Origin of the sequence: Rathayibacter sp. AY1E2 (genome assembly GCF_002932325.1) — a bacterium.
Lineage (GTDB): Bacteria > Actinomycetota > Actinomycetes > Actinomycetales > Microbacteriaceae > Rathayibacter.
The window spans coordinates 52,005-69,496 of the sequence record NZ_PSVO01000007.1 but is presented as its reverse complement, the minus strand read 5'-3'; the positions used below and the strand labels follow the sequence as shown (position 1 = coordinate 69,496).

The window sequence follows — 17,492 nt, the reverse complement described above, 5'->3', positions numbered from 1 at the left end:
GCGCTCGGTCCCTCCCGAGGTCCCGGCGTCGGTCCTGTCAGCGGCGGAGGAGGCGGAGGCGGAGTGCGGAGGAATGGTGGTCCCTTTTCGTCGGTCGAGCCGTCGTCGTGCCCGTCGAGGCTATCAGCCGGCCCCGCACGGGGGACGGCGGGTCAGCCCTGCACGAGGGCGAGGGCGAGCGTCGCTCCGCCCACCGTCGGGACGACCGCGACGAGTCCGAGGAGCGCGTACTGGCGCCACGAGACGTGCACGCCCAGCGCGGTCAGCCTCTGGTGCCAGAGCAGGGTGGCGAGCGAGGCCCACGGGGTGAGCAGCGGTCCGGCGTTCACGCCGATCAGCAGGGCGACCAGTCGGAGCGGATCCGCCGCGACGGGCTCGAGGGCGAGGTAGGCGGGCAGGTTGTCGACCAGGTTGGAGGCGACCGCGCCGGAGCCGGCGAGGCGCAGCAGGTCGAGCGTCCCGCTCCCCTCCCCCGCGACCACGGCGAGCGCCGCGCCCAGCCCGAGCTGGTGCGCCGCCTCCATCGCCACGAAGAGGCCCGACGCGAACACGACGAGCTGCCACGGCAGGAGGGCGGGCGTGAGCGCCGCGGGACGGCGCACCGCGAAGAGGACGATCAGCGCGACCGCGGCGACCGTCGCCGGGATCCACACCTCGAGGCCCGAGACGAGCGCCGGCAGGAGCAGCGCCACGACGATCCCCGCGCCGACCAGCAGCACCCGGTCCTCCACCGGCGTCCGCTCCCCCGGGGTGTAGCGCCCGGCCAGCTCGCGCCGGTAGCGGATCGCGAGGATCAGCACGGGCACGACGGCCGCGACGAGCGCGGGCACCGCGGTCAGCGCGGCGAAGGCGAAGGGGCCCTCGACCCCCAGGCGCCGCTGCGCGAGCAGGTTGGTGAGGTTCGAGACGGGGAGGAGGAGGGAGGCGCAGTTCGCCAGCCAGACCGTGGCCATCGCGAACGGCAGGGGCGGGACGCGCACGTGCGCCGCGAGCAGGACCACGACCGGGGTCAGGAGCACGGCGGTCGTGTCGAGCGAGAGGAACACCGTGCTGACGACGGCCATCGCCACCACCAGCAGCCAGAGCACCGCGGTCCGCCCGCGGCCCCACTCGGCGGAGCGCTCGGCGACCACGGTGAAGACGCCGGCCTCGGAGGCCAGCTCGGCGACCACGGTCACCGCGACCACGAAGCCGAGGATCGGCGCCGTCCGCTCGACCAGCTCGCCCAGCGCGTCCATCGGGAGGACCCCCGTGACGACGGCCACCGCCCCGACGACGAGCAGCACCGCCCCGATCACAGCCGTGCGCATGTCGTTCCCGTTCTCCTCGGCGTGCCCCGGCTCGAGGATTCGGGTCCCGGCGGCGGTCCACCGTAGCGGGACAACCCCTCGGTGCTGTCAAGCGTTCCTCTGAGAGCTTTCGCACCCGCTAGCGTCGGGGTGAACACGGGAGGCACACGCATGCGCAAGTTCATCCTCAACTCCAGCGTCATCAGCGCGATCGTCGGCGGCTGGTCGATCCTGCAGACCACGCGCAAGGGCCCGCGCGACTGGCGCCTGGCCCTCCAGTGGGTCAGCTGGGCCATCTCGGTCACCGTCGCCCTGGGCTCCGTGTCCTACGACTCGAAGGAGATCGTCAAGGAGGAGCGCGGCAAGAATCGCGACCGCTAGGCCCTCCTGACGCGCCGCCTGCCCGCGGGGCGGCGTGTCAGCCGGTCTCCCGACCCGGTGGCGGCGACACTGTTCCCAGTCGCTGCCGGCACGGGAAACGGGGTTCGTCATGAGGTTTCGTCTGAGGCGTCGCAAGCCGGCCCCCGAGGTCGTCGAGTCGGCCCCCGTCCTCACGCAGGACGAGCTCTTCGCCGTCGTCCACGAGCGCCTCGCGGCCTTCGTCGGATCCGAGGGCGCCTGGGTCGTCACGCGCCGCAGCCACGACGACCGCGACCCGATCTTCCACGGGATGCTCGCGCGCTCCCTCGCCCACGAGCTCTCCGCCGCCATCCAGGAGGAGCAGCTCCGCGCCGGCGCCGAGCGGACGTCGTCCCCGGTCACCGAGGCGATCCCTGCGATGCGCGCCTCCACTCCCCCGGTGGAGCCGGCCGCCCTCACCTGGGAGCCGAAGCCGATCGCCGTCTGGGCGGAGCCGGCCCCCTCCGACGTCGCCGTCCCGACCCGCTCCTGACCCGAGCGGTCGGCCGGCGGGCTCGCCCTCCGGCCGACCCGACGAGCGACGTCGCCCTTCCCACTGATCGAGGAGGCGGCACCGCCGCCGTCCCGAGATCCCCGTAGCCGACCCTCCCCCGGCCGCCCGTCAGAGCGTCGGCCAGCTCCCGGGGCCCCCGCTGCCCGCCGGGTACTCGTCGAGCGGCACCCGATCCGCGTGCCACGCGTCGATCGCGGGCTGCACGATGCGCCAGCACTCCTCGGCGGCGTCCCCGCGGACCGAGAGCGACGGGTCGTCGTCGAGGATCCCCGAGATGACCTCGCCGTACGCCAGCAGCTCGCCCGCGCCGAAGGTCGCCTCCAGCGAGGCGCGCTCGAGCGTGTACGGGTCGCCGGGGCCGTTGATGTTCAGCTCGAGCGACATCTGGTCGGGCGCGAGGAACAGCCGCAGCACGGACGGCGCCTCGGTGCCCACGAAGCCGCGGGGCAGGTGCGGCACCGGCTTGAAGCGGATGACCACTTCGCGCCGCCGCTCCCCGAGCGCCTTGCCGGAGCGGAGGGTGAACGGCACGCCTGCCCAGCGCCAGGTGTCGATCTCGACGACCAGCTCGGCCAGCGTCTCGGTCCGGCGAGCGGGGTCCACGCCCTTCTCGTCCGCGTAGGCGGGCAGCTGGCGTCCGTCGATCGTCCCCGCCGTGTAGCGGGCGCGGCGCGAGCTCGCGGAGGGGTCGTCGCCGTGCAGGCGGGTGGCGCGCAGGACGATCGACTTCGCGTCCCGGAGGTCGGCCGCGTCGAGAGAGGACGGCGGCTCCATCGCGATCACCGCGAGGACCTGCAGCAGGTGGCTCTGGATCATGTCGGTCAGCGCGCCCGCGCCGTCGTAGTAGCTCGCCCGCCCCTCCAGTGCCAGCTGCTCGTCGTAGACGATCTCGACGCTCTCGATGTGCTCGGCCGACCACAGCGGCTCGAGGATCCGGTTCGCGAAGCGCAGGCCGAGCACGTTCATCACGGTCGCGCGGCCGAGGAAGTGGTCGACGCGGTGGATGCGGTCCTCGGGGACCAGCGCGGCGAGGCGCTGGTTGAGGGCGTGTGCGCTCGCCTCGTCGGTCCCGAACGGCTTCTCCAGCGCCAGCACGGTGCCCTCCGGCAGGTCGTGGGCGGCGAGCGCCTCGCAGGCCTTCGCCGCGATCGCCGGCGGAAGGGCGAAGTAGACCGCCACCGGACCGTCGCAGCTCGCGAGCAGTGCGGCGAGCGCCTCCGGATCGGTGACGTCGACCTGCTGGTAGCGCGTGCCGGAGGTGAGCGCGTCCACGCCCCCGCCCTGCGCCTCGACGGTGGCGAAGGAGGCGGTCAGCACCTCGTGCCAGTGCTCCTGGGTCCAGTCCTCGCGTCCCGCGCCGACGAGGTGGACCCGTCGGTCGGTCTCGCGGGTCAGCAGCTGGCCGACGGCGGGGAGGAGGAGCCGCGAGGACAGGTCCCCCGTCGCTCCGAGGATGAGCAGGGTCGAGACGGTCTGTGCCATGCGGCTCACCCTACGGCGGTGCTGAAGAGCCCCGCTCCGCCTTGACTGGGAGGCCACAGCCGCACCTGAGAGGATCGCCGCATGGTCTCCCCGATCGAGGACTACGCCGTCCTCTCCGACTGCCGCACGGCCGCTCTCGTCTCCCGCGACGGGGGGATCGACTGGCTGTGCCTGCCGCGCTTCGACTCCGCCTCCGTCTTCGGCGCCCTCCTCGGCGGCGACGACCAGGGGCGCTGGTTGCTCCGGCCGGTGGACGGGGAGGCGACGAGCGAGCGCCACTACCTCGGCGACACGCTCGCGCTGGTCACCCGGTGGACGACTCCCACCGGCGTCGTCGAGGTGGTCGACGTGATGCCGCTGCGCGACGAGCGCGCCGAGCTGGTGCGCCGGGTGCGCGGAGTGTCGGGGACCGTCCGGATGCGGCAGGAGCTGCGCATCCGCTTCGACTACGCCCGCACCATGCCGTGGGTGCGGCAGGAGGGGACGGACGAGGATCCGCTGCTCGTCGCCGTCGCCGGGCCCGACGCGGTCGTGGTGCGCGGAGTGCGGCTGAAGGCCGTCGACCACGCCCACGCGGCGGAGTTCGACGTCGACGCGGACGCGGTCGTCGACCTCTCGATGGCGTGGTTCCCCTCGCACCAGCGGGCGCCGAAGCGCCTCGACGTCGACCGCGCGCTGGAGCGCACGCTCTCCTGGTGGTCCGAGTGGGCGTCGGCGATCGACTACGACGGGCCGCACCGCGACGCCGTCGTCCGCTCGCTGCTGACCCTCCGCGCCCTGACCGACGACGAGACCGGCGGCATCGTCGCGGCGGCGACCACCTCGCTCCCGGAGCAGTTCGGCGGCGCCCGCAACTGGGACTACCGCTACGTCTGGCTCCGCGACGCCTCGCTCACCCTGCAGGCCCTGCTCGCGCACGGGTTCGAGCAGGAGGCGCAGAAGTGGCGGGCCTGGCTGCTCCGCGCGGTCGCGGGCGCGCCGGAGGACGTGCAGATCATGTACGGCCTCGCCGGCGAGCGCGACCTGCCCGAGCGGGAGATGCCGAGCCTGCCCGGCTACGACGGCGCCTCCCCCGTGCGGATCGGGAACGCCGCCGTCGACCAGTACCAGGCGGACGTGATCGGCGAGGTGATGGTCGCTCTGCACGAGGCCCGCGTGGCCGGAGTGGACGAGACGGAGTTCTCCTGGCCGCTCCAGCGCGCGCTCCTGGGCTTCGTCGAGACCAACTGGCAGCGGCCGGACAACGGCATCTGGGAGATCCGGGGCGAGCCGCGCCACTTCACGCACTCGCGGGTCATGATCTGGGCCGCGCTCGATCGGGGTGTCCGCGCCGTGCGCGAGAACGGCCTGCCCGGTCCGGTCGAGACCTGGGAGCGCCTCCGCGACGAGGTGCGCGCCGAGATCGAGGCCCAGGGCTTCGACGCCGAGCGCGGCCACTTCGTGCAGTCCTACGGCTCACCCGAGGTCGACGCGTCGCTCCTCGTGCTGCCGATGGTCGGCTTCGTCCCCGCCGACGACCCGCGGATGCTGGGCACCGTCGCCGAGCTGGAGCGCGTGCTCCTGCAGGACGGCCTGCTGCACCGCTACCGGACCGAGTCCTCGGTCGACGGCCTCGCCGGCGGCGAGCACCCGTTCCTCGCCTGCTCCTTCTGGCTCGTCCGGCAGTACGCCGACTCCGGCCGGATCGACGACGCGCGGACCCTGATGGACCGGCTCGTCGGGCTCTGCAACGACGTGGGCCTCCTCTCGGAGGAGTACGACGTCGAGGGCCGCCGGCACGCGGGGAACACTCCCCAGGCCCTCTCCCACCTCGCCCTGGTGCAGGCGGCCGACGCGATCGCGGCAGCCCGATGAGGCGCCGCCGCGTCGTTCTCGCGAGCATCGGCGGAGTCCTCGGAGTCGCGGTCCTCGGCTTCCTCACCTGGAGCTCGATCGTCAGCGGCCCCGACGAGGACGCCCTCGCCCGCGTGCGCGCCGATCCGGCGATCGCGGTCGAGCGCACGGACGACGCGCTCGTGATGACGCCGACCTCGACCGGTGAGCTGGCCGGCACGGGCCTGGTCTTCATCCCCGGAGCGAAGGTCGACGCCTCCTCCTACGAGGCGACCCTGGCTCCGCTGGTCGAGGCCGGGGCGACCGTCGTGATCACGCGGCCGATCCTGCACCTGGCCTTCTTCGATCTCCGCTCGCTCGAGACCTTCACCAGCCAGGCCGAGGGCGTCGACCGCTGGCTCGTCGGCGGCCACTCCCTCGGCGGCGTGAAGGCCTGCCAGTGGGCCGAGGACCCGGCGGTGGCGGGCCTGGTGCTGCTCGGCAGCTACTGCGCGAACGACCTCTCGGGCTCCGGGCTCCCCGTCCTCAGCGTCAGCGGATCGGAGGACGGGCTCAGCACGCCGGAGAAGGTCGCCGACGCGAGCGTCCGGCTGCCCTCCTCCGCCGACCTCGTCGAGATCGACGGCGCCAACCACGCCGACTTCGGCTGGTACGGGCCGCAGGCGGGCGACGGCGAGGCGACCATCAGCCACGAGGAGGCGGACGCGCGCATCGCCGAGGCCCTCCTGGGCTTCAGCCGCGAGGTCGGCTGAGTCGCCCGCTCCCGCTTGACCTCGAGCGCACTCGAAGTCGTAGGTTGACGCCATGTCCACCGCCACCGCCGCCCCGGCCGAGCCGGAGGCGCTGTCGATCTCGCAGGTCGCCGCCGTCACCGGTCTCACCGTGCACACCCTGCGCTACTACGAGCGCGCCGGTCTCATGCTCGACCCGGTCGAGCGCGCCTCGTCGCAGCACCGCCGCTACCGGCCGGCCGACGTCGGCTGGGTCGACTTCCTCACCAAGCTCCGCGCGACCGGGATGCCGATCGCGCGGATCCGCGAGTACGCCCGGCTCCTCCGGATCGGGCCCGCTACGGAGCCGGAGCGCCTCGCGCTGCTCCGGACGCACCGCGAGGAGGTCGAGGCGCAGCTCGCCCGGACACACGCCAGCCTCGCCGCGATCGACATCAAGATCGCGGCGTACCAGGAGAGGACCACCCACTGATGAAGACGATCACCCTCGGATCCGACGTCGCCGCCCTCGAGGTCTCGCGCCTCGGTCTCGGCGCGATGGGCATGTCGGCGTTCTACACCGGCGCCGGCACCGACGACGCGGAGTCGATCCGCACCGTGCACCGCGCCCTCGATCTCGGCGTCACGTTCCTCGACACCGCCGAGATCTACGGCCCGTACACCAACGAGGAGCTGCTCGGCCGCGCGCTGGCAGGCCGCCGCGACGAGGTCGTGCTGGCGAGCAAGTTCGGCATGATCCGCCACCGCGGCGACGGGGGCCGCGGACTCGACGGCTCCCCGGAGAACCTGCGGCTCGCCGTCGAGGGCTCGCTCGCGCGCCTCGGGACCGACCGCATCGACCTCTACTACCAGCACCGCATGGACCCGGGCGTCCCGGTCGAGGAGACCGCCGGGGCCTTCGCGGAGCTGATCCAGGAGGGCAAGCTCCGCGGCTACGGCCTCTCGGAGGCGGCGCCCGCGACGATCCGGCGCGCTCACGCCGTGCACCCGGTCACCGCTGTGCAGTCCGAGTACTCGCTCTGGACCCGCGACCCCGAGGCGGAGGTGCTGCCGGTCCTCCGCGAGCTCGGCATCGGCTTCGTCCCGTACTCGCCGCTGGGCCGCGGCTTCCTCACGGGCAGCATCCGCTCGGTCGCCGAGCTGGGCAGCGACGACTTCCGCCGCGACAACCCCCGCTTCGCCGACGGAGCGCTGGAGGCGAACCTCCGCATCGTGGAGGCCGTCGACCGTGTGGCGGCAGAGGCGGACGCGACCGCCGCGCAGGTGGCGCTCGCCTGGCTGCTCGCCCAGGGCGAGGACATCGCTCCGATCCCGGGCACCAAGCGCGTCTCGCGCATCGAGGAGAACGCCGCCGCGGACGCCCTCGTGCTGACCGCGGAGCAGCTCGACGTCCTCGGCTCGCTCGAGGCCCCCGTCGGCGACCGCTACGCCGACATGAGCTCCGTGAACCGCTGACCGCCCTGCGGGACGCCGCTCGCCGCGCGCACCCCGGGTGCGGCCGTGCGAGCGGCGTCCTCGCAGGAGTCAGTCCCGCGGCGGCAGCTCCCGCTTCGGGGTGTCCCGCAGGTCGATGAGACCCGTGAACATCGCCCCCCGCTCGTTCGAGCGCTCGTCGCCCGAGAACAGGTTGTCCGGGGCGGAGGACCCGTGCCGGCGCGGGGTCGCGGCGGGAGCGGGCTCCCGCTCCATCTCGACGCGCTGACGCGGCAGGGCGACGGGGTCGTTCTCGTGCAGCCACGAGACGAGCCGCTCGCGCACGTAGCAGCGCAGGTCGAAGAGCGTCGGCGCGTCCTTCGCGGTGACGAGCACCCGGATCCGGACGAAGCCGCCCGTCGCGTCGGTCACCTGCAGCACGCTGGTGCGCCGGTCCCAGAGGTCGGTCTCCTCGAGCATGCGGTGCAGCTCCTCGCGCATCTGCTCGGGGCTGACCCGCCAGTCCAGGTCGAGCTCGACGGCGCCGAGCAGCTCGGACCCGGTGCGGGTCCAGTTCTGGAACGGCTGGGTCGTGAAGTAGTTCGTGGGCAGCACCAGGCGGCGGTCGTCCCAGAGGTGGACGACGACGTAGGTCAGCGTGATCTCCTCGATCCGCCCCCACTCGGTCTCGACGATCACCACGTCGTCCAGGCGGATGGCGTCGCTGAAGGCGAGCTGCATCCCGGCGAAGATGTTCGTGAGGCTCGACTGCGCGGCCAGGCCCGCCACGATCGAGAGCACGCCGGCCGAGGCCAGGAGGCTCGCACCGGCCGTGCGGGCCTCGGGGAAGGTCAGCAGCGAGGCGCCGATCGCGATGACCACGACGGCCGCCACGGCGACCCTCCGGATGATCGTCATCTGCGTGCGGAGGCGGCGTGCCCGGCGGTTGTCGGCCGTGTCGGTCCGGTAGCGCTCGGCGCCCAGGTCCTCGAGGAACACGAACAGGGATCCGATCACCCACGCCGCCGCGCCGATCGTGGCGATCTGGAACACCCGCTGCACGAGACCCGGCCAGGGGTCGCCCGACACGGTGGCGGCGAGCGCGGCCCAGACCGCGATGGTCATCAGCAGCACGCGGAACGGGATGCGCAGACGCCGGATCAGCAGGCGCGCCCAGGTCTTGCGCTTGCCGACCGAGCGCAGCACGAGGGCGACGACGGCGGTCGCGACCACGGCGATCACGACCGCGATCACCACGGCGAGCGCGATCGAGCCGATCACGGGGAGGACGTCTTCGGGCACATCGGTCCTTTCTGGAGGGGAAACGGAAGCGAACGGAGATCCTGCCACGCGAACGGGGGTCGGTCCGCATTCTGCGCCGGACACCGTGCGGATGCTCAGGCGCCTGTTGGCGTCGGCGGACGGAGACGTCGACCCCGCCTGGAGCACCGTCGCCCGGGCCTTCACCCGGACGGGCATCACCCTGAGCCTGACCGCCGCCGCCGCCGCCGCCGATCAGGCCCGGGCCTCGGACGCGCTCGACATCGGGATCGGCTCCACGAGCGTCGGCTTCCGCGGAGTCCTGCCGCTGCTCGACCCGTCGACCGCCGCACCCTCCAGCGAGTGAGCACGGGCCGGCGCTCCCCCCGCGGGCGCTCCGAGGAGGTCGGGAACGGACACGGACCGGGAACGACGAAGCCCCGCACCTCACGAGGAGGTGCGGGGCTGGTGGTGCACCCCCTCGGACTTGAACCGAGAACCCACTGATTAAGAGTCAGTTGCTCTGCCGATTGAGCTAGAGGTGCGTTCCGGCCGGCTGATCGTGCGTGCCGAACCGAGGGATCACATTACCAGCGTCTCCCCCCGTCTCGTCAAATCGAGTGCGACGGACCGCCCGCGGCAGCGATCGGAGGCTCCGCGGGACCCACCGGTATCGTGGTCGCGTGATCCCGCAGAGCAGTGACCAGAGCTTCGACGACGACCTCCGACTCGCCCTCCGCCTGGCGGACGCGGCCGATGCGATCTCGCGGGAGCGGTTCGGCGCGCTCGACCTCGTCGTGGACACGAAGCTCGACCGCACCCCGGTCACCGACGCCGACCGCGCCGTCGAGGAGGCGATCCGCGCGCTGCTCGCCGCCGAGCGTCCGGACGACGCGATCCTCGGCGAGGAGTTCGGCACCTCGGGCGAGGCCTCGCGGCAGTGGATCCTCGACCCGATCGACGGCACCGCCCACTTCCTCCGCGGCGTCCCGATCTGGGCGACCCTGATCGCGCTCGCGGTCGACGGCGTCCCCGTCGTCGGAGTCGTCTCCGCTCCCGCTCTCGGCACGCGCTGGTGGGCGGCCGAGGGCTCCGGCGCCTGGGCCGTCGAGCTGGAGGCCGGGGCCGAGCCGCGACCGCTGCGCGTCTCGGGGATCGACACGCTCGCCTCGGCGACCTTCAGCTACAACAGCATTCAGCAGTGGGAGGGCGCGGGCCGTCTCCCGCAGCTGCTCGAGCTCGCCGGCGCCGTCTGGCGCGACCGGGCGTACGGGGACGCGTGGCCCTACATGCTCGTCGCCGAGGGTCTCCTCGACGGTGCGGGCGAGTTCGACGTGAAGCCCTACGACCTGGCGGCCCTGGTGCCGATCGTGCAGGAGGCGGGCGGCCGCTTCACCTCCGCCGACGGGGAGGACGGGCCGTGGCACGGCAGCGCCGTCGCCACCAACGGCCTGCTGCACGACGAGGTGCTCGCGATCGTGGCGCCGCGATGAGGAGCCGGACGGCCGCGCTCGCCTCGGCGGCGCTCCTCCTGCTCCTCTCGGGCTGCTCCTCCGTCGTCGGGCCGGACGGCCCGGAGGCCGTGCGTGACGAGGGCGGCACGGTGGCGACCGCCGGCGTCACCGACGTGTTCTCGTTGCGGCGCGGCGACTGCCTGGCCGACCCGGGCGACGACCGCATCGCCGACGTGGACGTCGTTCCCTGCGCCGAGGAGCACGAACTGGAGGTCTTCCACACGTTCGCGCAGCCCGGAGACCGCTACACCAGCCGCAACACGCTGCTCGCCCAGGCCGAGGCGGGCTGCGAGCCGGAGTTCGGCGCCGTGATGGGGATCGCCTACGGCGACTCCGCCCTCGAGTACCGCTCGCTCGTCCCCTCCGAGGTCGGCTGGCGCCACGGGGACCGCACGATCGTCTGCGCGGTCCTCGATCCGGCCGACGACTCCACCACCGGCAGCCTCGTCGGCTCCGCTCGCTGACCACGGCTCCGATCGACCCCCGTTCGGCTCATTGACACGCGCTCCGGCGGAGCGCAGGGTGAAGGGACGACCGGCAGGCGCGAGGGGGCGCGGAGACCGGCGGCTCAGGAGTCGACATGCAGGACCGGCACGATCAGGAACCCCCCGAGCGCTCGCGCACGGCCGAGCAGCACTGGGGACCGGCGGACAGCCTGTTCCCGAGGCTCCACCGGCAGAGCTCCCTGCTCGCCGCGGCGGAGGCGGTCGCGCGGGTCGACGGGCCCGGCCCGGGCGACGTCTGGTCGCGGCTCCTGCACGACTACGCCCACGCCTCCGACCGCGTCGTCTCGGTGGACGGCGACGCCGAGGCCGCCACGCTCGGCTGGCTGAAGCCGCGCGGGGTGGTCTCGCTGCTGGTCACCGAGCGGTGCGACGACGACGCCGCCGCCGAGCACCTGGTGGCCGCGCTCGCCGCGATGAACGCCGTGACCCTCTCCGTGCACGAGGCGCGAGCAGCACGGCTCCGTCCTCTGCTGGAGGCACTGCACCGGCTCCTGCCCGACGCGTTCGCCGAGCTGCCGGTGGACCGCAGCGCCCACTACCCGGCCGGCACCGCCGTCGCCGTGCTGGCGCCCGGCGTGCTCTACCGGGACTGGGCCCCGCCGCAGGCTCTCGCCGGCCCGGCGCACGACGACGACGACCGGCTGGCGATGCTCACCCTCTACGGGCGGATCAGACAGCTCGACGTGCGACCGTCGTGAGGGCGGCGGAGCGGAGCTCCCAGTGTGCGACGACGACCGGTGGTGGAGATGGGGGGAATCGAACCCCCGTCCATCGCTGTGATTCTGCGCCTTCTACGGGTGTAGCCGATGAGAGCGTTCTGCTCGGCCCCGACCGTTACCATCGGCGCATCGGTCGACGGGCCCAGCCCGAGTGCAAGTCCCGCGTCGCCCTCAGGCGTAACGACGCAGCAAGTCCTCTAGATGACGCCAGGATCCGGGGCGAGGACGCACCCACGGGCTGACGGACTATCTACTCTGGCTTAGGCAGCGAGAGCGAAGTCGGTGCGCTTCTGTTCGGCACCTGTGTTTTCCAGGGATCGTTGACGAGATGACCCTGGATCCTCGACCCGCTTCTCGCAGTTTCGCAGGCAATGTCGAAACCGATCATCCCCGCGAGCACTCGACGGCCCGGAGGCCGCTGGAGTGGGTCGTTCGTCGCACACTGTGGAGTTACGAGACCTAGTCTACCTCAGCTCCGCGGGCGGTCACCCGGCGGCGGCGCAGATCGAGCAGACCCAGCACGAGCGCGAGCGCGATCAGCCCGAGGGTGACGAAGTAGCCGTTGCGGAAGGCGTCGTGGTAGCGGTCCAGCCCCTCCGCCATCCCCTGCTCGCTCGCCAGCGTCGCGAAGAAGACGGCGGAGGCGCAGGCGGTGCCGACCGCGGTGCCCACGCGCTGGCCGAGCTGGCCCACGGAGCCCGCCACGCCGCCCTGCGCCGGCGGGATCTCGGCGAGGGTGAGCGTCTGGTTCGGCGACACGACGAAGCCGCCGCCGGCCCCGGCGACGAGCATCGCGGCACCCATGCCGTAGGCCGCGGTCTCGGCCGGGAGGAGCTCGGCGGCGAGCAGCACGAGCGTGAAGCCGATGACCACGAGCACGATGCCGAGCACCACCAGTGCGCGGCCGTAGCGCTGCACGAGCTTGCCGCCGTACCAGGCGGTCACCGCCGAGGTCAGCGCGAACGGGATGCTCACCATGCCGGCGAACACCGGCTCGAGGCCGAGCCCCTGCTGGAGGAAGAGCGTGGTGAGGAGGAAGGTCGCCGGGATCGCGGCGAAGTAGGAGGTCGCGACCAGGATGCCGTTGCGGTAGGAGCTCGTCCGGAAGATGCGGAAGTCGATGACGGGCGTCCGCCCCGACGCGGCGTAGTGCGCCTCCCAGCGCACGAAGACGGCGGCGGCGGCCGCGGCGAGGACCAGCCAGAACCAGCGGTAGGGCGAGTCCGAGGAGGAGCCCGTGGTCAGCAGGAACGGCAGCATGAACGCGAAGATCGCGACCGCCAGCAGGAGCAGGCCGACCGGGTCGAGGGACCGGTCTCCCTCGGGCCGCGAGCGCTTCTTCGGGATGAGCTTCCAGGCGAAGACCAGCGCGGCGACGCCCAGCGGGATGTTCATCCAGAACAGCAGGCGCCAGCCGTCCTGCTCGCCGCCGATCGCGATCAGGAGGCCGCCGAGGGTCGGGCCGAAGGCGGTCGACAGGCCGATGGTCGCGCCGAAGACCCCGAAGGCCCGGGCCCGCTCGGCGCCGGTGAACATCTGCTGCACCAGGCCGAGAACCTGGGGCATCTGGATGCCCGCGGCGACGCCCTGCAGGAAGCGCGCGACGACGAGCAGCTCGATCGACGGCGCGAGCGCGCAGAGCAGGCTCGTCACCGTGAACGCGGTCAGCCCGATGAGGAACAGCAGGCGGCGCGAGCGGATGTCGCCCAGCCGGCCGGCGGGCACGAGCGCCAGTCCGAAGGCGAGCGCGTAGCCCGCGACGATCAGCTGCAGCTGGCTCGCATCCGCTCCCAGCGAGCGCTCGATCGACGGCAGGCCGACGTTGACCTTCGAGAGGTCGAGGATCGTGATGGCCGCGACTCCGACGCTCACCGCGAAAGCGCGCCACCGCGTCTTCTCGTCGGCGGCGCTCAGGGCGGCGGGGGCGCTGTTCTCGGGGGAGGTCACGCGCCCCAGTCTCCCAAAGCACGGGGCGCGAAGAAGAGGCTTGCGCGGCACCCGTCGGACATCGCCCGTCGGGGCCTACTCGCCGAGGCGGCGGCGGGTCGACATCGCACGGTCCGCCTCGCGGCGGTCCTGGCGCTCTCGGAGGACCTGGCGCTTGTCGTAGTCCTTCTTGCCCTTGGCCACGGCAAGCTCGACCTTGGCCTTGCCGTCGCTGAAGTACAGCGAGAGCGGGATCAGCGTGTACCCGCCCTCCTTCACCTTGTTGTGGATCTTGAGGATCTGCGCCTTGTGCAGCAGCAGCTTGCGCTTGCGGCGCGGCGGGTGGTTCGTCCAGGTGCCCTGCGCCCACTCGTTGATGTGGACGGCGTCGAGCCACGCCTCGCCCCCGTCGACGAACGCGTAGCCGTCGACCAGCGAGGCTCGGCCGGCCCGGAGGGACTTCACCTCGGTGCCGGTGAGCACGAGGCCCGCCTCGTAGGTGTCCTCGATGAGGTAGTCGTGGCGCGCCTTACGGTTGGTCGCGACGACCTTCTGTCCCTGTTCTCTGGGCACGGCTGCTCCTCGGGTCGCGAGCGGATGAAGGGGGCGGGCATCGTCGGGGCGATGCACTGGTGGGCCGCCCCGAACGGGACAGCCCACCAGTATACGTCCGGTCCGGGATCAGACCCGCAGGTACCGCGCGATCGCGACGTTCGCCGAGACGGCGGCCAGGACGATGCCGACCACGATCAGGATCGGCACGACGATCAGAGCGTCGTCGAGTCCCACGAAGGAGGTCAGCGGGATCCGGTACGCCAGGAACCCCTGCACGAAGACCTGCACGATGGCGACCACCGCGACTCCCGCGAGGATCGAGCCGACCAGCGCGGCGAAGACCCCCTCGAGGATGAACGGGGTCTGGATGAACCTGTTCGAGGCCCCCACGAGCCGCATGATGCCCAGCTCCCGTCTCCGCGAGAACGCCGAGAGGCGGATCGTGGTGGCGATGAGCAGCACGGCCGCGACGAGCATCAGGACGGCGATGCCGATGGCCGTGTAGCTCGCCGCGTTGAGGATCGAGAAGATCTGGTCGAGGTACTGCCGCTGGTCGGTGACGCTCTCGACTCCCGAGACGCTCGACAGGCTCTCCACGATGACGTCCGACTGGGTCGGGTCCTTCAGGTTGATCCAGAAGGTCTGGTTGAGCAGGTCGGGAGTGACGTACTCGGCGACCGGGTTGCCCGCGAACTGCTCCTGGAAGTTCGCGTAGGCCTGGTCGTGGTCCTCGAAGTAGGAGCGGTCGATGTACGGCGCGAGCGTGGCGCCCTCGAGCTGGCCCTGCACCGCGTCGATCTGCTCGGCGGTGGCGTCGGAGCCGCTGCAGTTCGAGCCGCCGGAGGTGGCGGTGCACATGTACACCGCGACCTGCGCCTTGTCGTACCAGAAGTTCTTCATCTGGCCGATCTGCATCTGGAGCAGGATCGCCGTGCCGACGAAGGTGAGGGAGATGAAGGTCACCAGGATCACCGAGACGACCATGGAGACGTTGCGCCGGAGGCCGCTGGCGACCTCCGACCAGATCAGTGCGAATCTCACTTGACGGGTCCTACGTTCTGCTGGTCGTCGCCGGTCTCGTCGCCCTCGCCCGCGTGGGCGCGGAGGCCGAGGCGCGCGGCGAGCGACTCCTCGGGCAGGGCGCCGGTGTCGGCGGGGAGGAAGATCGGACCGGTCTGGCTCTGCAGCTCGACGACGCGCGGGGCGGCGGCGGGCTCGGCGGCCGGCTCCGGCTCGCGCTCCGGCTCGACGGCGGCGGAGCGGCGGCCCTCGGGGACGCGGGGCTGGGCGGCGGTCTGCGAGAGGCGGGCCGGCTCGGGCGGCGGGGCCGGGGCCTCCTGGCGCAGGTCGATCTCGGGGACCTCGGCGGGCGCGAGCTCGCTGTCGATGATCGCCGGGGGCGCGGGCTGCTCGGCGACCGCGTGGTCGTCCGCCGCCACGACCACGACGCCGTCGTGGACGACGGTGATGCTCTCGGTCTGGCCGTAGCCGCCCTGGCTCTCGTCGCGGACGATGCTGCCGGCCGAGAGCTCGATGACGCGGCGCTTCATCTGGTCGACGATGCCGGCCTCGTGGGTCGCCATGATCACGGTCGTGCCGCCCGCGTTGATCCGCTCGAGCAGCGCCATGATGCCGGCGCTCGTGGTCGGGTCGAGGTTGCCCGTGGGCTCGTCGGCCAGCAGGACGGCCGGCTTGTTGACGACGGCGCGGGCGATCGCGACGCGCTGCTGCTCGCCGCCGGAGAGCTCGTGGGGCAGGCGCGACGCCTTGCCCGCGAGGCCCACCATCTTGAGCGTGTCCGGGACGGCCTCCTGGATGTAGCCCTTCGACTTGCCGATCACCTGGAGGCTGAACGCGACGTTGTCGAAGACCGACTTGTTCGGCAGCAGCCGGAAGTCCTGGAACACGACGCCCATGTTGCGGCGGAAGTACGGGACCTTGCGGCTCGAGATCTTGCCGAGGTTCTGCCCGAGCACGTGGATCGACCCGGAGGAGGGGCGCTCCTCCTTGAGGATCAGGCGGAGGCAGCTCGACTTGCCGGAGCCGGAGGCGCCGACGAGGAAGACGAACTCGCCCCGGAGGATCTCGAGATCGATGGCGTTGAGGGCGGGTCTCGTGCCGCCCCGATACTGCTTGGAGACGTTGTCGAAGCGAATCATGTCGGTACGAGGGTAAGCGACGATCCCGAAGAGTCCGCCGAGGGGGCGCGCGGCGCGTCGGTGGGGACGCGCCCGCGCCGCGCTAGGAGGACTTCCGCCAGCGGATCCCGGCGGCGATGAAGCCGTCCAGATCGCCGTCGAACACGTGCGAGGGGTTGCCGACCTCGTGGTCGGTGCGCAGGTCCTTCACCATCTGGTACGGAGCGAGGACGTAGCTGCGCATCTGGTCGCCCCAGCTCGCGGTGATCGTGCCGGCGAGCTCCTTCTTGGTGGCCGCCTCCTGCTCCTTCTGCAGCAGCAGGAGCCGCGACTGGAGCACGCGCATCGCCGCGGCGCGGTTCTGGATCTGGCTCTTCTCGTTCTGCATCGACACGACGGTGCCGGTGGGCAGGTGGGTGAGGCGCACCGCGGAGTCGGTGGTGTTCACCGACTGGCCGCCGGGGCCGGAGGAGCGGAAGACGTCCACGCGGATGTCGTTGTCCGGGATCTCGATCGCCCCGGCCTCCTCCATCAGCGGGATGACCTCGACCGCGGCGAAGGAGGTCTGGCGCTTGCCCGCGGCGCCGAAGGGGCTCATCCGCACGAGGCGGTGGGTGCCGGCCTCGACCGAGAGCGTGCCGAAGGCGTAGGGGGCGTCGATCTGGAAGGTGGCCGACTTGATGCCCGCCTCCTCCGCATAGCTGGCGTCCATGACGGTCGCCGCGTACTTGTGCTTCTCGGCCCAGCGGAGGTACATGCGCATGAGCATCTCGGCGAAGTCGGAGGCGTCGACGCCGCCCGCTCCCGCGCGGATGGTGACCACGGCGGGGCGGTCGTCGTACTCGCCGTCGAGCAGGGTCTGCACCTCGAGCTCGCCCATGACCTTCTGGAGGGAGGAGAGCTCGGCGATCGCCTCCTGCTCGGACTCGGCGTCCTCGGCCTCGTTCGCCATCTCGACGAGCACCTCGAGATCGTCCAGGCGCCGGTCGATCGCGGTGATCCGCGCCAGCTCGGACTGGCGGTGGCTGAGGGCGCTGGTCACCTTCTGCGCGTTGGCCGTGTCGTCCCACAGGTCGGGGGCGCCGGCCTGCTCGCTGAGCTCGGCGATCTTCGAGCGGAGGCCGTCCACGTCGATCACGGCGCGGATGTCGGCGAAGGTGGAGCGGAGAGCAGTGATCTGCTCGGTGAAGTCGTTGTCCAGCATGGTGGGTCC

The 17,492-nt window shown here is 72.2% G+C and carries 18 protein-coding genes, 1 tRNA gene and 1 other RNA gene; 10 read left to right on the top strand and 10 right to left on the bottom strand.

What is annotated here, in order from left to right:
- Positions 1-152 precede the first annotated feature (152 nt).
- Entirely contained in the window at positions 153-1,310 is a 1,158-nt protein-coding gene (locus tag C5C49_RS07665) for an SLC13 family permease (protein ID WP_104345833.1), read from the bottom strand.
- 150 nt (positions 1,311-1,460) lie between these two features.
- On the opposite strand from C5C49_RS07665, the gene C5C49_RS07660 reads away from it, so the two are divergent.
- On the top strand, positions 1,461-1,670 hold the full coding sequence (locus tag C5C49_RS07660; RefSeq protein ID WP_104345832.1) for a hypothetical protein: 210 nt from the start codon (positions 1,461-1,463) through the stop codon (positions 1,668-1,670).
- Positions 1,671-1,779: 109 nt separating this feature from the next.
- The gene (locus C5C49_RS07655) at positions 1,780-2,181 is read left to right on the top strand and encodes a hypothetical protein (protein ID WP_104345831.1); all 402 of its coding nucleotides are present in this window, start codon (positions 1,780-1,782) and stop codon (positions 2,179-2,181) included.
- Between the two features lie 129 nt (positions 2,182-2,310).
- Here C5C49_RS07655 and C5C49_RS07650 read toward each other — a convergent pair whose 3' ends face one another.
- On the bottom strand, positions 2,311-3,684 hold the full coding sequence (locus C5C49_RS07650) for a glucose-6-phosphate dehydrogenase (RefSeq protein ID WP_181135730.1): 1,374 nt from the start codon (positions 3,682-3,684) through the stop codon (positions 2,311-2,313).
- 81 nt (positions 3,685-3,765) lie between these two features.
- On the opposite strand from C5C49_RS07650, the gene C5C49_RS07645 reads away from it, so the two are divergent.
- Genes C5C49_RS07645 through C5C49_RS07630 form a run of 4 tightly spaced genes read left to right on the top strand, consistent with a single transcriptional unit; the run spans position 3,766 to position 7,703 of the window.
- Complete coding sequence (locus C5C49_RS07645) at positions 3,766-5,538, top strand: glycoside hydrolase family 15 protein (RefSeq protein ID WP_104345829.1); 1,773 nt, start codon at positions 3,766-3,768, stop codon at positions 5,536-5,538.
- Positions 5,535-6,269, top strand: coding sequence for an alpha/beta hydrolase (locus C5C49_RS07640; RefSeq protein ID WP_104223550.1), 735 nt, complete (start codon positions 5,535-5,537; stop codon positions 6,267-6,269). The genes C5C49_RS07645 and C5C49_RS07640 overlap by 4 nt, the downstream gene beginning before the upstream one ends.
- 52 nt (positions 6,270-6,321) lie before the next feature.
- On the top strand, positions 6,322-6,720 hold the full coding sequence (locus C5C49_RS07635; RefSeq protein WP_104283820.1) for a MerR family transcriptional regulator: 399 nt from the start codon (positions 6,322-6,324) through the stop codon (positions 6,718-6,720).
- Positions 6,720-7,703, top strand: a complete 984-nt coding sequence (locus tag C5C49_RS07630; RefSeq protein ID WP_104268707.1) for an aldo/keto reductase — start codon at positions 6,720-6,722, stop codon at positions 7,701-7,703. The genes C5C49_RS07635 and C5C49_RS07630 overlap by 1 nt, the downstream gene beginning before the upstream one ends.
- 69 nt (positions 7,704-7,772) lie before the next feature.
- Here the strand turns inward: C5C49_RS07630 and C5C49_RS07625 are convergent, their stop codons facing one another.
- Positions 7,773-8,963, bottom strand: a complete 1,191-nt coding sequence (locus C5C49_RS07625) for a mechanosensitive ion channel family protein (protein WP_181065661.1) — start codon at positions 8,961-8,963, stop codon at positions 7,773-7,775.
- Between the two features lie 91 nt (positions 8,964-9,054).
- Here C5C49_RS07625 and C5C49_RS16945 point away from each other — a divergent pair, with 91 nt between their 5' ends.
- Complete coding sequence (locus tag C5C49_RS16945; RefSeq protein WP_181135736.1) at positions 9,055-9,288, top strand: hypothetical protein; 234 nt, start codon at positions 9,055-9,057, stop codon at positions 9,286-9,288.
- A 102-nt stretch (positions 9,289-9,390) separates the two neighbouring features.
- Here the strand turns inward: C5C49_RS16945 and C5C49_RS07615 are convergent.
- Positions 9,391-9,466, bottom strand: a tRNA-Lys gene (locus tag C5C49_RS07615).
- 141 nt (positions 9,467-9,607) lie between these two features.
- On the opposite strand from C5C49_RS07615, the gene C5C49_RS07610 reads away from it, so the two are divergent.
- From C5C49_RS07610 to C5C49_RS07600, 3 genes are all read left to right on the top strand, one after another.
- Positions 9,608-10,414 carry an inositol monophosphatase family protein gene (locus C5C49_RS07610; RefSeq protein ID WP_104268765.1) on the top strand — a complete coding sequence of 269 codons (807 nt, stop codon included), beginning with the start codon at positions 9,608-9,610 and terminating at the stop codon, positions 10,412-10,414.
- Positions 10,411-10,899 (top strand): septum formation family protein, encoded by a 489-nt coding sequence (locus C5C49_RS07605; RefSeq protein WP_104345827.1) that lies wholly within the window; start codon positions 10,411-10,413, stop codon positions 10,897-10,899. Before C5C49_RS07610 ends, C5C49_RS07605 begins: the two co-directional genes overlap by 4 nt.
- A gap of 116 nt (positions 10,900-11,015) precedes the next feature.
- Positions 11,016-11,639 carry a hypothetical protein gene (locus C5C49_RS07600; RefSeq protein ID WP_104345826.1) on the top strand — a complete coding sequence of 208 codons (624 nt, stop codon included), beginning with the start codon at positions 11,016-11,018 and terminating at the stop codon, positions 11,637-11,639.
- Between the two features lie 40 nt (positions 11,640-11,679).
- Here the strand turns inward: C5C49_RS07600 and ssrA are convergent.
- The 6 genes from ssrA to prfB form a co-directional block, all read right to left on the bottom strand.
- Positions 11,680-12,052, bottom strand: a transfer-messenger RNA (tmRNA) gene (ssrA, locus tag C5C49_RS07595).
- A gap of 67 nt (positions 12,053-12,119) precedes the next feature.
- On the bottom strand, positions 12,120-13,607 hold the full coding sequence (locus C5C49_RS07590; protein ID WP_104223557.1) for an MFS transporter: 1,488 nt from the start codon (positions 13,605-13,607) through the stop codon (positions 12,120-12,122).
- Positions 13,608-13,682: 75 nt separating this feature from the next.
- Positions 13,683-14,159, bottom strand: coding sequence for an SsrA-binding protein SmpB (gene smpB, locus C5C49_RS07585; protein ID WP_104223558.1), 477 nt, complete (start codon positions 14,157-14,159; stop codon positions 13,683-13,685).
- 108 nt (positions 14,160-14,267) lie between these two features.
- The gene (gene ftsX / locus C5C49_RS07580; RefSeq protein WP_104223559.1) at positions 14,268-15,182 is read right to left on the bottom strand and encodes a permease-like cell division protein FtsX; all 915 of its coding nucleotides are present in this window, start codon (positions 15,180-15,182) and stop codon (positions 14,268-14,270) included.
- Positions 15,179-16,300, bottom strand: coding sequence for a cell division ATP-binding protein FtsE (gene ftsE, locus C5C49_RS07575; protein WP_104233202.1), 1,122 nt, complete (start codon positions 16,298-16,300; stop codon positions 15,179-15,181). The genes ftsX and ftsE overlap by 4 nt, the downstream gene beginning before the upstream one ends.
- Before the next feature lie 82 nt (positions 16,301-16,382).
- Positions 16,383-17,483: a peptide chain release factor 2 gene (gene prfB, locus C5C49_RS07570; RefSeq protein ID WP_104226967.1), complete on the bottom strand. Its 1,101-nt coding sequence runs from the start codon at positions 17,481-17,483 to the stop codon at positions 16,383-16,385.
- Positions 17,484-17,492: the final 9 nt, after the last annotated feature.

Excerpts from the sequence above, each read along its gene's own strand:
- C5C49_RS07665 (WP_104345833.1), bottom strand. The coding sequence starts at position 1,310 with ATGCGCACGGCTGTGATCGGGGCGGTGCTGCTCGTCGTCGGGGCGGTG.
- C5C49_RS07660 (WP_104345832.1), top strand. The coding sequence starts at position 1,461 with ATGCGCAAGTTCATCCTCAACTCCAGCGTCATCAGCGCGATCGTCGGC.
- C5C49_RS07655 (WP_104345831.1), top strand. The coding sequence starts at position 1,780 with ATGAGGTTTCGTCTGAGGCGTCGCAAGCCGGCCCCCGAGGTCGTCGAG.
- C5C49_RS07650 (WP_181135730.1), bottom strand. The coding sequence starts at position 3,684 with ATGGCACAGACCGTCTCGACCCTGCTCATCCTCGGAGCGACGGGGGAC.
- C5C49_RS07645 (WP_104345829.1), top strand. The coding sequence starts at position 3,766 with ATGGTCTCCCCGATCGAGGACTACGCCGTCCTCTCCGACTGCCGCACG.
- C5C49_RS07640 (WP_104223550.1), top strand. The coding sequence starts at position 5,535 with ATGAGGCGCCGCCGCGTCGTTCTCGCGAGCATCGGCGGAGTCCTCGGA.
- C5C49_RS07635 (WP_104283820.1), top strand. The coding sequence starts at position 6,322 with ATGTCCACCGCCACCGCCGCCCCGGCCGAGCCGGAGGCGCTGTCGATC.
- C5C49_RS07630 (WP_104268707.1), top strand. The coding sequence starts at position 6,720 with ATGAAGACGATCACCCTCGGATCCGACGTCGCCGCCCTCGAGGTCTCG.
- C5C49_RS16945 (WP_181135736.1), top strand. The coding sequence starts at position 9,055 with ATGCTCAGGCGCCTGTTGGCGTCGGCGGACGGAGACGTCGACCCCGCC.
- C5C49_RS07605 (WP_104345827.1), top strand. The coding sequence starts at position 10,411 with ATGAGGAGCCGGACGGCCGCGCTCGCCTCGGCGGCGCTCCTCCTGCTC.
- C5C49_RS07600 (WP_104345826.1), top strand. The coding sequence starts at position 11,016 with ATGCAGGACCGGCACGATCAGGAACCCCCCGAGCGCTCGCGCACGGCC.
- ftsE (WP_104233202.1), bottom strand. The coding sequence starts at position 16,300 with ATGATTCGCTTCGACAACGTCTCCAAGCAGTATCGGGGCGGCACGAGA.
- prfB (WP_104226967.1), bottom strand. The coding sequence starts at position 17,483 with ATGCTGGACAACGACTTCACCGAGCAGATCACTGCTCTCCGCTCCACC.